This is a genomic window from Methylotenera sp. L2L1, from assembly GCF_000744605.1.
GTDB lineage: Bacteria > Pseudomonadota > Gammaproteobacteria > Burkholderiales > Methylophilaceae > Methylotenera.
Window position 1 is genome coordinate 1,396,477 of sequence record NZ_JQMG01000001.1, and the last position, 14,976, is coordinate 1,411,452.

The window sequence follows — 14,976 nt, forward strand, 5'->3', positions numbered from 1 at the left end:
GATGTTATTTGATTGCTTTAGTGTTTCTAATATATAACCCAACTTAAAAATTGAAATTATTAATTTAGAAAGATCGTAAAAGAATTTCCCTACTTACGTAAATGGGGGGCAGAGAAATAACGAAAGAAGTTTAAGAATCGCAGAGTTCCGCGACAGAAAGACGCACCTCTGGACTGATACCTAGTTTACATAGGTATGAAGATTGGCGATCTCGCTGTCATAGAGCAATATTTAAATTATTCCTTAGACCGGTAACTTTGCGTCCCCGCTTTTCAGTCGGGTATACCTTTTATATTAAATTCAGTCTACTCTCTTTGAAATCGGAGTCAATAAATCCAAACTAATAAAATTAACAACAATCAAAGTGTCATGTCCTATAAAGGCAGGTTTCTTCTTGCCGCCTCCCATAGCTTTAGTTTAATGCATAGACTGGCAGCTTTGTCCCGCTAATATGCCATAGTCGTGTTAATCCGCAAAGCAGACGGTCAATTATAGAAGCCAACTGGACTTCACCCGTTTTCTAGAGATCGCTCAGAAAAGCTCAGTCGAGCAAAAAGCTTACCAATTTTATTGGCATAATTTTCGTTGGTTAAAAATAGCTAAATATTTACTGCTTAGTAAATATAACGATATGCTGTAAAGGCAAACTATGAATAGTTGTCTGCCATTTGAGCGGATGGATGGTGAGTTCTTTAATAATTTGTGCCTCGCTCATTTTATGTGTTTCTTTAATCTTGACTTTGTCGTCCTCAGCACGATACTCCACCAAAATGAGCTGGGCTTGAGGCTTTAGCGCTTTTAACAGGCTTTGAATAGTTTCAAATGGATATTCGAGTTCGTGATATACATCGACCATAATGGCCATATCAAGAGAGTTTTCTGCTAATTTAACATCGTCAACTTGAGATAAAACGGGTTGAATATTATTGTGTTTTTTAGCAAGTGCCTTAATCTTACCCATCATTTCTGGCTGTACATCAACGGCGTAAATAACGCCATTTGCACCTACTTTTTCAGACAAACGGCGCGACAAATAGCCAGTACCTGCCCCAATATCAGCGATTACCATGCTTTTTTTTAACTGGAGTTGTTGAATCAGTACATCTGTGCGCTCTTCTTTTTCTCGACTTTCACGCTCCAACCAACCTGCACCCTGGTAACCCATTACATGCGCAATTTCGCGCCCCATAAATACTTTACCAGTGCCTTCTGCTGTCTGTGGAAACTGTTTGTAACGATTGCTTTCTGCAAAAGTAGTATTAGCCTGCAATAGGATTAAAAGACAAGCCAGTAAAATAAGTAGCTTATACATATGAATATTAAATTGCTTTCAAAAATATTGAGTTTAAGAATAAGGAAAAATGCATACAATATCTGCTGAATCCCGCAAACCTGTCACTCAGCTGATACACATTAGTATCCTCAGTTTACAGAAAACCTAATAGCATCTACATATGTGCAATTTATTTAATTTTTATAAAACTTACGGATCCTCTGCCCAATGAAACTTATGCATCACCCTATGTACTAATGGCGCAAGGATAAGTCCAGCAACGACTATAAATATCAAGCCAGCATAAAGTGCATACAGCCCTGCAAAAAGTTTACCTCCATCAGTATTAGGCGCATCTACCGGTCCCATTCCACCCAAAAGCATCGCTGAATTCAAAAATGCACTGCGCCAAGAAAGTTGTTCAAAATACTGATAACCAGCCATTCCAATTACAATTGAAACCAGAAGAATTAAAACTGCAACTGCAACTGCGACATGTCGCAGGACTCTAATAATGAATCTATCAGGAGGTATTGGTGGGTGTAGTATCGGCTCGTACATGAATAAATTCCACTTGTAAGCACAAAGTCAAATTTAGTCTAACATGAAAATATATTAAGATTCATTTGTGATTTGCACCAAACACATTGGAGATGGTGTATTAAACGATGATGAGTATGTTTTACTGCTGTTAGAGATAGAATAATTGAACTAACATTAAGATGCCGATGCATTAGCATAGAAATGCTTTTGTTATGAATAGCAAAACTTCATTGAACGACTAAAATGATGTGTTTTTGAAGTAGACGTGTCAAAGCTATATTACTGGTTTTGTCCTGCATTTACACTGAATCCGCTAAGCAGACTGACAGTTGCAATTTCAATTCCACTTCATCGGTGTCAGAATAGTTTGTCTGGCGTAATGCGAAACCCAAAAGATAGCCACTGGTTATCATTTACACCGTTGAGTTGTCTTCCCAAGGTGGCACCTACTTGGAAGAAGTTGGGTATAACAGACATCCTTAAACCAGCTTGAGCGAATGGGCTTGATTGATGGTCTCCATATGCTTCTAAGACACCTGTAAATCTCTGAGTAGCCCTGAACTCAAACCACATAGCGCACATTGAAAATACATTTTTTACTGATATTTATAGAAAATATTAAATATTATTAAACATACGAAATCTACGAAGCTTATTTTGTTTCAGTTTTCAGCATCTTTAGGCCAGCATTACCATTAGGGTCGCCAATTAGTATTGGAGATTGTTTAAATGCTGAATTTACGATACTTTTTTTAATAACGAGATCATCAAAACTTAAACCTGCAACGTCAAACCAAGTATGAATGAAATTTGAAAGACTATAGGGCATATTTAGGTTTATATTTAAATTCACATTTGAACTTTGCTGCCATGCTGGTGATGCCCACATTATTAAAGGTGTGGCATACATCGAAAGTGTAGGTTTTCCTTCATTTCGTCCAAGAAAGTCATGCGGTGGCGTGTCATATACATCCTCACCATGATCGGAGAGGTAAGCCATAAAACTTCGCTCTTGTTTAGCTTCCATCATTTTTTTAATAGAAGTGACAATATAATCGTTGTAAAAAACGGCGTTGTCGTATGAGTTAATGACATCTATTTTTTTCTGATTAAGCTCTTTATTTAATCCTTCAGAAGAGTTGAATTTAGCAAAATCGTCTGGGTAGCGATATTTATATTTCATATGCGTACCTAAGAGATGTACAACAATAAATTTCTTATGGGCACTATCATTTAGAGATTTTTGTAAAGGCTCTAAAACATTTTCATCGTATTGTCTTGAATTCTGTGCGCTTGAATTGTTCATATAAAATTGAACATCCATTTGCTTAGAAAAGTTCGTCAACATCGTATTGCGCTTTGTTATAGTTTGCTGGTTGGTTATCCAAAACGTTTTATAGCCAGCTTGATTCATAATGTTCATTAATGTTGGCTTAGTGAGATACAAGTCTGGATTTTCCTGGTCAGCAAAAGTGAGAATTTGCTCTAAAGACTCAATCGTCGATGGCCGAGACGAAAATGCGTTTTTAAATACTGATAGTTCATTTTTCATCGCATCTAACCTAGGTGTGGTTGGACGCTTATATCCATATAAACTCATATGTTGACGGTTGGTAGACTCGCCAATTACCAATACCATCGTGCTATTAAGGTCTCCGTATTTATCCTTAAGATTTTTAACTGGAGGTAAGCTTTTATTCTTCTCAAGCATAGCCTCCATCGTCGCTAATTGTTCACGATAATGTAGATATCCGATAATTAACTGCCATGGTTGAGCAGGTTGTAAACTCTTTTCAATTTTATAAACTACATCACTCCATTGTGCCTTTTTAATCACATAATTCTTTAAAACTGGTATACCAAACAAAAATATTAAAATGAATAGACTAATGAATAGCGCGCGGTTAAAAGGGATAAATGTTGGCTTAACTTGACGCCAAAGTAAAAAACTAACGATTGTATGAACAACAAATACTGGCAACATCCACCATTTGAAATACTGAGCGATGAACTCATAAGATTCAGCTGGATTTGATTCAAAAATAATGAAAATTACACTTTGAGAGAATTCTTGTTGATAGATGCAAAAGTAGCCTAGACTAACTAACGATGTAAACCAAAGAATAATACCAATTACACTTGATATTAATTTGGTCTTATTGGGAATCAGTAATGCTGGAATCACCCATAACAAGCTCATATAAATTGCCTGCCTTAGTCCAACAAAAATCGTTGAATCTGTCACTTGTAGCAGAATATGTGTAATGCCTGAAAAATAGAAAAAGAAAAAATAAAGAGTCAGGAATGCTTGCCAATTGGCATTTAGATGAATTTTTTTGATCATTATTATGTTTGGGACTACTTTAGTATTGTTATAAAAATTTAGGCTTTTGCGTTGTCAAATCTTCTTTAAATTCCCACATGCCTTTAAAGATACAAATATTTGAATTAATAGTGTTGGTAGCGGAGTTTTGTCGTCATTAATCTTTACTAATTTAACTTCTCATTAGAATTTAAATCGGACAATGCATAGGTTTGTAAATTTTTGTTTCTAGCAAGAATGCCGCTCTTACTCTCGCAGATCTTGGAGTCGAGTTCAAAGCCTACAAGCAAAGTACAAAACAAATCGTCATGACTAAGTGCGATATCTTTGTAGGGTCTAATCTCATTTAAGTTGTAGTCAAAATTCTTGCCGGCCCATGCGATGACAGGTACATGTTTTTGCTCTCTTGGAGCGATCATATAAGGTGCCGCATGAAGATAAACACCATGCTCACCTAAAGACTCTCCATGGTCAGCCACATATAACATTGCCACTTCATAATTCTCGTCATATTTCTTTAGAAAATTAATGACTTCAGATAAGAAGTAATCTGTATATAGGATGGCATTGTCATACGCATTATCGATTTCTATTTGAGAACAATCTCTTAATTCTCCGGTTTGACAAGCAGGTTTAAAACGTTCAAATTCTTTTGGATATCTACGATAATACTCAGGACCATGATTGCCCATTTGGTGCAACACAATCATCATATCTTTGCCTTTATTTTTTTCGATATAGGCATCTAATCCTTTTAGCATTCCTACATCCCTGCATTCGCCTTTGCAAACGGTATTGCGTGTGGGTGATTTAAAGTCTTCGTATTTGATTCGTGTTGCCACGCCTTTTGAGTCTGAATTATTGTCTCTCCATAAAATTTCAATGCCATTTTTTTGTAAAACATCGAGTGCATTCTCTTGCTCTAGTGCTTTTTCTTTATCATATTTTTCACGACCCAATGATGAAAACATACATGGCACAGAAACATTAGTTGACGTGCCACATGAAGTAACGTTAGTAAAACTAACGATATCTTGTTTAGACAACTCAGGGTTAGTTTCACGCTGATAGCCGTTTAATGAAAACCTATCTGCACGAGCCGTTTCACCTACTACCATAATGATTAATTCATTTTTACTGGTAGATGGATCTAATAAAACAGCATCTGCAGCCGTCTTAGATAATATTGATTGATGGGCAGTAATGTTAGATTGCTGGTTAATGTATTTAATGGCCGAATATACTGAATAGGTAGGGTTTGAATAAAACCTTACGATTCTGTGCTCACGGATGAATGATGTGTAATCTGGTGTAAACGGTATCACTAGTAACACAAGTGCCAACAGTAATAACAATAATGAGCGTAACCTAGATTTTAATTCGATTTTAAGACTGCGAGGTTCCGGGCAATATTTGAGTATTAACCAAGCGGGAATAACACCAAAAAAGAATGTTCTCAATATTAAGGTGGAGGTGATTAAACTTGAAAACTCGCTTTTGTTTGTTTGTACGACATTGTCAATCATGACGGTATCAATAATGACACCTAAATGATCCATGTAATAGGCAGATTGAGATGTAATTAACAGAAAGCCAGCAAGAATCCAGCGTGTCCACTTACCATGACTGATTACTAAGAAAAAAATTGCTGTCAATGACGTGAAAAACAAGGCAAGGGAAATGAGAAATGGCAAGTTTCCGAAAGTGAGTGGATAGATATTTAAAATGCCATGGAACAGTGAAAAATTTCCTGTCACCATTATCAAAATGACAACTAAAAATATAGCAGCGGTCTGGGAGTTAACCATATCCCTTCTATTTGCTAGGCTTCCATATTTATTTAATAACTTAGATTGCATGTTTCCTCTAAAGCCTTTTATGAACATCTTTAACACCAAAAGCAACTTACATGCCTACTATCTATCTACATGATTTTAATAATTAAAATATTTTATTTAGCATTAGTACTGCAATATTTGCAGGGATGTAAATTATTACTAGTTTTAAATCATGCAAATTTTGCAGTTTTAATTCACAAAATTCAGGTTTTGATTTTTCCAAACTTTAAGAAAATACTCGGTAATAAAATAAGGTTAAGTAATGTTGAAGTAAGCAATCCAGTCACCACCACCACTGCTAACGGATATTCAATTTCATAGCCAGAAATCGGCCCTTTAAAAATGATAGGAAGTAAAGCAAGCGAGGTGGCAAGTGCCGTCATTAGTATTGGAACTAAACGCTCTTGTGAGCCACGCTTAACAACGTCCAATCCAAACTGATAGCCCTCACTTGCAATTAAGTGCCTGTAGTGGCTAATTAACAAAATACCGTTTCTGGATGCAATGCCTAATACAGCAATAAATCCGACCATAGAGCCAAGAGAAATAATTCCGCCAGATAAAAACACCCCAATAACACCACCCATGAGTGCAAACGGTAATGACGCCAAAAAGATAAGCGTATGTTGATGAGATTTGAAATCTATATACACTATCAAGATAATTGCAAATATCATCAATAATGTGAGGCCAAGCAGTTTCTGAGTGGCTGCTTTCTGGGCACTATACTCACCTAAAAACTGTGGGTAATACCCAGCAGGTAAAGTCATTGCAGATACTTTGCTTTCGACTTCCGATGCCACAGATCCTAAGTCACGATTTTTGGCATTTGCAACAATATCGATTCGTCTTGATACTGCCTCGCGTTTTATCTCATTAGGCATACCAATAAAGTAAACATCTGCTACATCCTTTATTCTCAGCTGTGGCCCAAATGCCGAATCTATTGGTAACTCTTGTATTGCACGTAAGTCTGATTTACTTTCAGGAGCACCGATGACCACTACATCTACTTTTTGCTGTGCTTCATATACTTCACCAACCTTTGTACCTTTCAGTACCATGCTTGTCACTTTACGAATGTCATTGGTGTTGATGCCGTAATGTTTTGCAGCGTCTTTTTTTAGGCGAATCTCAATTTGAGGGATTAGTACTTGTGGCTCTACTTTTAAATCCGCAATACCATCCACAGTTTGCATGGTTTGTTTAATGAGTTCTGCATGCTCGCGCAACACAGCTAAATCTGGACCAAATAAACGCACTACTATGCTAGAGCTTGTGCCAGAGAGTACCTCTTTGCTACGTTCTTTTAAGTAGGTTTGCACATCGGTAAAAATACCTGAGTAGCCATGCATGGTTTTTTGAATGGCAGAGACTGTTTCTTCGTAATTTATATCAGGATCTATGCTCACCCATAGCTCAGTAAAATTAGGCCCAACTACCTCATCAGCCACTTCTGCACGACCGATATGTGCTCCAAAGTTTCTTACCCCTGGAATCGCTAGTAAGTCATGACTTGCCAACATACTGATTTTTTTCATTTGTTGAATTGATGCACCTGGACGCTCAAGAAAGTGCATCAAAAAATCCGTCTCTTTAAATTCTGGTAAAAATTCTGAACCTAAATAAAATGAGCCTACACCTGTCGCAGTAAATGCAATCGCCGCTGCTACAAAAATCTTTTTGGGTCTAGCTAAAATGGTGTCTAGTAACCTAGAGTATTTACTCTGTAACCAGTTGACGATAGCAATATCGTCTTCTTCATGTTCTACATCTAACAACATAAAAGATATCGCAGGTGTTACAACAAGTGCAACAATCAAAGAAGCCAAGATGGCTAACAAATAAGCCATGGCTAGAGGTTGAAAGAAAGCACCTGCAATACCGTCTAAAAAGAATACTGGCAGGAAAACCACCATCACAATCATGGTGGCATAGACCACTGCACTCCGGACTTCTAACGACGCATTTACGATGACGTTAAGTTTCGATTTTGGAACGTCTAATAGTTGGTTTAATTTCAATCGCCGTATGATGTTTTCTACATCAATAATTGCATCATCCACGACTTCGCCCAATGCGATCACTAGACCCGCAATAACCATGGTATTCATACCGACATTAAGTGCAGTAAGCACTAATACAGCGCTAAGTAATGAAAGAGGAATCGCACATATACTAATCAATGCTGCACGTTTGTTGCGCAAAAATACCATGAGAATGAGCGCAACCAAAAGCGCACCAAGCACTAATGCATTTTGCAAGTTATCAATCGCACGCTCAATAAATGTGGCTGGCCTAAATATGGTGGAATCAATCTCTAACTCTTTAATCGCAGGTTTGAGTTCTGCAAGGGCTGCCTCAACACTCTTAGTGACCTGAATCGTATTAGCGTTGGGGTGCTTTTCTACAATCAGTAACAAACCATCTCCGTGGTTGATGACAGCATCACCAATGGCCGGCGGTTCTCCAATCTCAATATCCGCAATATCTCCTAAACGAATAGGTGCTCCGTTTTTAAAGTCCACAACTGTATTTGCTAACTCTTCAGGCTTGGTAGTTAAGTTTTTATAACGTACAGCAATCCGTTGATTGGGTGAATCAACAAATCCACCAGACTCAATACTTGCTGCATCGCTAGAAGCTAGCATGACTTGTTGTAGGGTGATGCCAGAAGCACGTAACCGATCTGGGTCTATCACAATCTGTAACTGCTTATCGCGTTGTCCCCAAACCGCAACGTTTGCCACCCCAGGTATAGACATTAGGCGTGGACGTATTGTCCACATGGTCAATGTGCTGATATCCATTTGGGAGAGTGTTTTGGAAGAAACACCAACTTTAAGTACACGTGATAACGATGACAATGGAGGCATCATCACTGGAGGCTTAGCGACAACTGGCAAGCGGCCAGCCACTAAACCTAGGCGCTCTTGCACATACTGCCTTGCTTGAAAAAGATCAGTTACTTCCTCAAACAACAGAACAACTGAAGATAACCCTAACACTGACTTTGAACGTAAGGTTTTAAGTTGAGGTGTACCATTAAGCGCCTGCTCAAGAGGCATGCTAATCAGGTGCTCAGTCTCCTCTGTAGAAAGTCCTGGTGCTTCTGTTTGGATTTCAACCTTAATAGGTGCAAATTCAGGAAATACATCCAGGGGCGCCTGCTTGATGGTATTGAAACCAAATAATATGAGCGTAAACGAGATGATCATGACGACCATGCGGCCTTTTACAGCAGAATAAATGATTTTTTTTAACATATAGTGACCTATGTGGTTTAGTGAGCGAAGCCAGTTTCAACGCCGAATAGCTCTAATGCGCCATTCACTACAACCATTGAACCTTCAGGAGGCCCTTCACTAATAATTGCTTGATGACCACTTACATAATCTAAAAATATTCTTTTACGCTCATATGTATATTTAGACTTATGTGTGTAAACCCAACTTCCTCCATAAATATCAAATACAACTGCTGACCATGGAAGTGTTAAAGCATGAGTGGATTGGTTCAGTGTATTAAGCGTGACACTTACACGCTGCATAGGACGTAACGCTAAGTGGTCATTTTGTATGGCGTAATAGAGATGCGTGGTGCTCGTAAGTGGATCGGCTGTAGGCGGCGCATTAATGGGTTTTGCCACAAGACTGGAAATGCTGGGACTGGTTGAAGATGGCTGGATTTTGGCATCAGCCTGTTGATCTATGCTGTCTAAATCACCCGTTGGAATTGGCACGCGCACCCATAATGAATTGAGCGCTGAAATCTCCATAATGGGGTTACCAGCAGACACCAGTTGATCGCTCACTGCAAATATATTACTGACGATGCCTGCTTGAGGTGATTTGATCTCAATTGGTTTAACCGTACCTAGATTGACAATTTGATATAGCGCATTTCTTTTGACATGTGCCGCTTCTAAGTTCCTAAGTGCAATTTCATGTGCCGCATTGGCTTCATCGACACTACGTTGACTTCCAACTAAGTCTTGTAACAATTTCTTTGCACGATTTAGCGCGATTTCTGTTGCATTCACTTGCGACTTTGCAACTTTTACAAAGCTTTCAGCATCAGCAAGTGCACTCACCAAATTAGCACGCGCATCTGCGCTAATTATCGGTTGAATACGATAGAGTAATTGTCCCGATTGTATTTGCGCACCTGGTTTTAAGGGTGTTTTATCAACAGACATTAACTTACCAGAGATAGGTGCTGAAACGCTTACTATGCTGCCAGGAGGCGCCACAATTTCGCTGCCATATGTTTTATTTGCAACTAGTTGTTCACGCTTTATCATTGCTGTTTCTATGCCAAGTTTGCGATATGCATCATCGTTGAGATAGACAGTATTTAATGAACTCTCTGGTACAACAGTCTGTGCAGGTTGATGTTGCGCTTTAACCTCTTTACTAGGGCCTTCTATGAACATGATAGAACCTAATAAAATAGTGATTGAGACTAAAGCTATCGCAATCCACATTTTTTTCTGTGTCATGGTCAACATCAATAGAAATTGTTTTACATTCAGCATGTTCATTTGTCTTTTATCCATTATTTAGCAACAGTTATATTGCTGCTGTTTCGCATTAATTCCGCATACTTAGCAATGAGGTCTGCCTTTAGTTTTACTTTTCTCATTTGTGTATCTATAAATTGACGATTTGCCTCAAGCGTTTGCAAGTAAGCAATATCTCCTTTTTGATAAGCCTGCTCTGTGAGTTGAATCATTTGCTTCATGGAAGGTATGAGTGAGTCTTGCAAGACATTCCAGTCATGGCAAGATTGTCGATATTGAAGATGAGCGGTTCTTATTTCTAAAACAGCTTGTTGCTTCAGTGACTCTAGATTCAATTCTGCTTTTTCCAGATCGGCTTCTGCTCTGCTGATAGCGCCTTGATTCTGATTAACAATAGGAATTGTGGAGCGGATTGCTGGGCCTAGCGTGTGTCCAGTCACCTGACCACTAGTGGCATCGGCAGTACCAGTAAACCTCAACCAACTAAGCTTTGATAATTTAGCCTTCTCTTTTGTAGCATTGATTGAATATTGCGCAGCCAGAACATCTGGGCGATGAGTTAAAGATTGTGCGAGTAAGCTGTCAACATCATTTATATGGCAAGCAGGGGTAAGATTAGGTGACAACACTACATATGGATATTTTTGTCCAATACCCAGCAAATAGAGAAGACCTTGCATCTTAATGTTTACATCATATTGCGCAAGTTCCAAGTCACGTTTTGCAATAGCCGCATCATTTTGGGCAAGTAAAATATCTTTACCATTGATATCGCCAGCTTCAAGACGCTTCCGTGATAGTGTGTAAATAGTATTGCGTAAATGGTAGGATACTTCCGTTACCTTCAATTGCTCTTGTGCTAACACTGCTTGTGCATAAGCAATCCGTACATCTTTAATAAGATTGAGCCCCGACTGTGTTAGGCGATAGGCTACAGCATCGGCTTCATGCTTCATTGTGCGTAATCTAATTGGCCTTAACCAAAGCGCCTCGATTGGTAGATCAATCGCATAACGGTAAGGTTTATTTGCTACACCAAATGCAAAGAGTAACTCAGGGTTTGGAAGTAAGCCTGCATTTACTAAATCAGCCTTTGCAAGCTTTAGGTCAATTAGCAAAGACTTAAATGCTGCATTATTATTTAGTGCATATATTACTGCTTCTGATTCACTCAGTATCGTGCTCTCTTTTAGCTTAATTTCTATCTGCTGAACAACATCAGCTTTGTTACTAGATAGTTGCTGATCATAAGCAACCACATTTTGAATGATACTTGCTCTATCTGCCGTATCGGGTATAGATTGACAACCACTACTGAACATAAGAATGGATAGAATAATCAAGTAGCAATAGATTTTATTTATCAAGCCTGAAGGCATAATTAGTCACATACTGAAGAAAAGTTGTGAGTACTGTAATGACTTAAACTTAATGGAAACTTAACAGTTGAATCCAATCTTTTAAGTTTCCATTAAGAAATACGTGGCAACATGAATTCATGTAATTGGAGGCTAAGTAGCTTTTGCCAATTAGAATTAAGGAATAGATTGTGCGGATATTACTAATTGAAGATGATGAAATGATTGGCCAAAGCCTTCAAAAGGCCTTGAAGAGCCATGCCGTAAACTGGGTAAAAGAAACTTTTGCTGGTGAGCACACTTTAAACCTTGAGACATATGACTTGATTTTGTTAGATCTTGGCCTACCCAAGCGATCAGGACTTGAATACTTGATTCAATTACGTGAGAAAGGTATGTCAACACCTGTGTTAATTATTACTGCACGCGATAGCATTGAAGACCGTGTGAAAGGTCTAGATTGCGGTGCAGATGATTATCTGCTTAAGCCATTTGCTATAGAGGAGTTGGAGGCAAGGATTCGTGTGCTAACTAGACGAAAGCAGGATCGCACTGACCCTATCATTAGTTACGGTGATGCAAGTTTAAACCCAGCCACTTTTACATTGAGTTATCAAGGTAAAACTGAAAGGCTGTCAGTCAAAGCATTTAATATTATGCAAACGCTACTAGAAAACCCTGGTGTGATTTACTCCAGAGGTCAATTAGAGGAGAAAATATATGGTTGGAATGAAGAAGTTGAAAGCAACGCTGTAGAAGTTCACATTCATACCATCAGGCGAAAGTTTGGTGCGAACATTATTCTCAACGTGAGAGGTGTTGGTTATACCTTTCCGAAAGCGAGAGCCAATATATGAATCATTCTATTAAACGATTTTTGCTAATTTACATCACGCTAGCGATCTTACTGATATATTGCCTAATCAGTTTAGCTTCATATTGGGTAAGTAAAGAAGAGTTAGATGAACTATATGATGCAAACCTGGAACAGGTAGGTAGCGCAATTGCGGCTCAACACCTTGCGATTCATGATGTGACACATCTGTACAGTAATACTCAAGTGGGAAAAGGCTCAACAATACAAGGTGAGGAAGAGTTTTACGTGCGCGTGTTGGCTAAAGATGGAACGGTACTCTATGTGTCGCATCCCGATATTAAAGTGCCACTTCCCTCAACATTAGGCTTTTCCACACAAAAATATCTGAATAAACAATGGCGATTTTTTGCAATTAAGGTTAATCAAGAAACCATCCAAGTGGCACAGTCTCTTCGATTAAGAAAAAATACAATTAAAGAGACTGCTATTAGTTTAATGGCTTCTCAGTTGTTGTTTATTCCATTTTTAGTGCTATTGATATTTTTAGCAATCAGAAAAGCGCTTTCCCCACTATCTATATTGTCATATGAAATTCAACACCGGCATAGCACCGATCTGAAACCTTTTCCAGATCATCAGTTGCCAGTTGAAATTAAGCCTTTAGTACAATCCCTTAACATTTTTATGGGGAAATTGTCTGACATGGTGGGAGTGCTGAAAAGATTTACATCAGATGCAGCGCATGAGTTGAGAACACCAATCACAGCACTTAAATTACAACTTTCTTTGCTTGAACAAGCTAAAACAAAGGATGAACAAGAACTAGCAATTCAGAGTTTAAAAATAGGTGTTGGTAGGACGGAGCAGCTAATTAGTCAACTATTAACTTTGGCGCGTATTGAGCCAAATAATCGATTAAGAGAAATTCAGCGGCTCAATCTACTTCAGTTAGTCAAAGAGTCCATCGAAGAGTTATTACCCTTAGCTCATCAAAAGGGTATTGACTTGGGATTAACAAATGGAGAGGTTGCCATGATAGATGGAGTTCAACACGAAATTAAAGTACTAATTAACAATATTCTAGATAATGCAATTCGCTACACACCTAATTACGGGAGTGTGAATATTTCTTTGTCTAACGATACTGAACACGCTGTTTTAGAAGTTAATGATACTGGTCCAGGTATTTCAAATGATGATTTTGAACGAGTGTTTGAAAGGTTTTACAGAGGGGAAAACAAAGATACTTGCGGATCAGGCTTGGGCCTTTCTATTGTGAGAGAAATTGCCTTACAGCATGGTGCAATAATTAAGTTGTCTAACCTAAATCATGGCTTATCATTTAAAGTTACTTTTGTTAGATAAATAGATTATCTTAATGACAGCTTTGTTCCGCTTAGATGTCATGAGTTAAACTATGAAGGACGAAAATTGGGAGCAGGTAAGACTGAATATTTTAAGATCAATAAAGGCGAGCTCTCGCCTAATATTGATCTTAATAGTTTTCAACTATTACTCTGAAATTTTCTTTAAGTTATCTAGTCCGCCACGATAAACGCTAGTGATAACTTTGACTGCCGTAGCATCATCTTGACCTTCAGCTGGAGTCGCAGATGTATCCTTGCGCTTGAATGTGCCATCCCAAACTACTATTGATTTATTTTTGCCTACTTGCTTGACCGTCACTGATGAAACATAGCTTGTTACAGGAAGAACACCTTCAATAATTGAGTATTTGAAAGTTTTGGCTTTAGCATTGTATTTAAGTAACTTCTCTTTAATTGTTCCACCATCTTGAAGTGTTAATAGCCGTTCTGCCCCAACTTTATTGTTCTCACCTGTCACAATTTCCGTGGTTTTAACAGCAGGATGCCAAGCCCCTAAATCATTAAAATTACTTACTTTCTCCCAAACTTTTGCAGAAGGGGCGTCAATACTTACTTCTTCATGAACTTTGAGATTTTTTGCTTCATCAGCAAATACATTGAATGTTGTGCTAATGAGCATTGATGCAAGCAATAAACTAAATTTCATATGATATCTCCTAAAGTAATTAAATAAATACCCACAGGTATACTAACCAGTATACTACTAAGTATACAGAACTGTATAAAATTTAATTGAGGCTAAATATATTTAGAATATTAGAGAGAAAATCCAACAATGTTGTTCTAGCGGAAATTAAAGTAGTGGGTATTCAATTTAAATTAATGGGTTGTCTTTTAAATAAATCTAGCGATTACAGAATTTCGATAAGGCATTTTGATATAAAAAAGTGTCGGTAATTAGTTTAATAGATGGT

At 38.0% G+C, this 14,976-nt stretch carries 10 protein-coding genes and 1 riboswitch; of the genes, 2 read left to right on the forward strand and 8 right to left on the reverse strand.

Features of this window, described 5'->3' with window-relative positions; genetic code table 11:
• Positions 1-201 precede the first annotated feature (201 nt).
• Positions 202-297, reverse strand: a riboswitch (cyclic di-GMP riboswitch).
• Between the two features lie 310 nt (positions 298-607).
• The 7 genes from FG24_RS06670 to FG24_RS06700 all read right to left on the reverse strand — a co-directional run bounded on the left by FG24_RS06670 (position 608) and on the right by FG24_RS06700 (position 11,866).
• Positions 608-1,312, reverse strand: a complete 705-nt coding sequence (locus FG24_RS06670) for a class I SAM-dependent methyltransferase (protein ID WP_036302146.1) — start codon at positions 1,310-1,312, stop codon at positions 608-610.
• A gap of 171 nt (positions 1,313-1,483) precedes the next feature.
• On the reverse strand, positions 1,484-1,834 hold the full coding sequence (locus FG24_RS06675) for a hypothetical protein (protein WP_036302147.1): 351 nt from the start codon (positions 1,832-1,834) through the stop codon (positions 1,484-1,486).
• Between the two features lie 634 nt (positions 1,835-2,468).
• A complete protein-coding gene (cptA, locus tag FG24_RS06680) occupies positions 2,469-4,160 on the reverse strand; it encodes a phosphoethanolamine transferase CptA (protein WP_036302149.1) in 1,692 nt (563 codons plus the stop codon).
• Between the two features lie 146 nt (positions 4,161-4,306).
• Positions 4,307-5,998 carry a phosphoethanolamine transferase gene (locus tag FG24_RS06685; RefSeq protein WP_051901459.1) on the reverse strand — a complete coding sequence of 564 codons (1,692 nt, stop codon included), beginning with the start codon at positions 5,996-5,998 and terminating at the stop codon, positions 4,307-4,309.
• Positions 5,999-6,180: 182 nt separating this feature from the next.
• A complete protein-coding gene (locus tag FG24_RS06690) occupies positions 6,181-9,243 on the reverse strand; it encodes an efflux RND transporter permease subunit (protein WP_036302151.1) in 3,063 nt (1,020 codons plus the stop codon).
• A 17-nt stretch (positions 9,244-9,260) separates the two neighbouring features.
• Entirely contained in the window at positions 9,261-10,478 is a 1,218-nt protein-coding gene (locus FG24_RS06695) for an efflux RND transporter periplasmic adaptor subunit (RefSeq protein ID WP_235189731.1), read from the reverse strand.
• A 56-nt stretch (positions 10,479-10,534) separates the two neighbouring features.
• Positions 10,535-11,866, reverse strand: coding sequence for a TolC family protein (locus FG24_RS06700; protein WP_235189732.1), 1,332 nt, complete (start codon positions 11,864-11,866; stop codon positions 10,535-10,537).
• Positions 11,867-12,048: 182 nt separating this feature from the next.
• Here FG24_RS06700 and FG24_RS06705 point away from each other — a divergent pair, with 182 nt between their 5' ends.
• Both FG24_RS06705 and FG24_RS06710 read left to right on the forward strand, forming a co-directional pair.
• Positions 12,049-12,714, forward strand: coding sequence for a response regulator (locus tag FG24_RS06705; protein WP_036302154.1), 666 nt, complete (start codon positions 12,049-12,051; stop codon positions 12,712-12,714).
• Positions 12,711-14,039 carry an ATP-binding protein gene (locus tag FG24_RS06710; RefSeq protein ID WP_036302155.1) on the forward strand — a complete coding sequence of 443 codons (1,329 nt, stop codon included), beginning with the start codon at positions 12,711-12,713 and terminating at the stop codon, positions 14,037-14,039. The genes FG24_RS06705 and FG24_RS06710 overlap by 4 nt, the downstream gene beginning before the upstream one ends.
• Before the next feature lie 147 nt (positions 14,040-14,186).
• Here the strand turns inward: FG24_RS06710 and FG24_RS06715 are convergent, their stop codons facing one another.
• The gene (locus tag FG24_RS06715; RefSeq protein ID WP_036302156.1) at positions 14,187-14,708 is read right to left on the reverse strand and encodes an SRPBCC family protein; all 522 of its coding nucleotides are present in this window, start codon (positions 14,706-14,708) and stop codon (positions 14,187-14,189) included.
• Between the last annotated feature and the right edge of the window lie 268 nt (positions 14,709-14,976).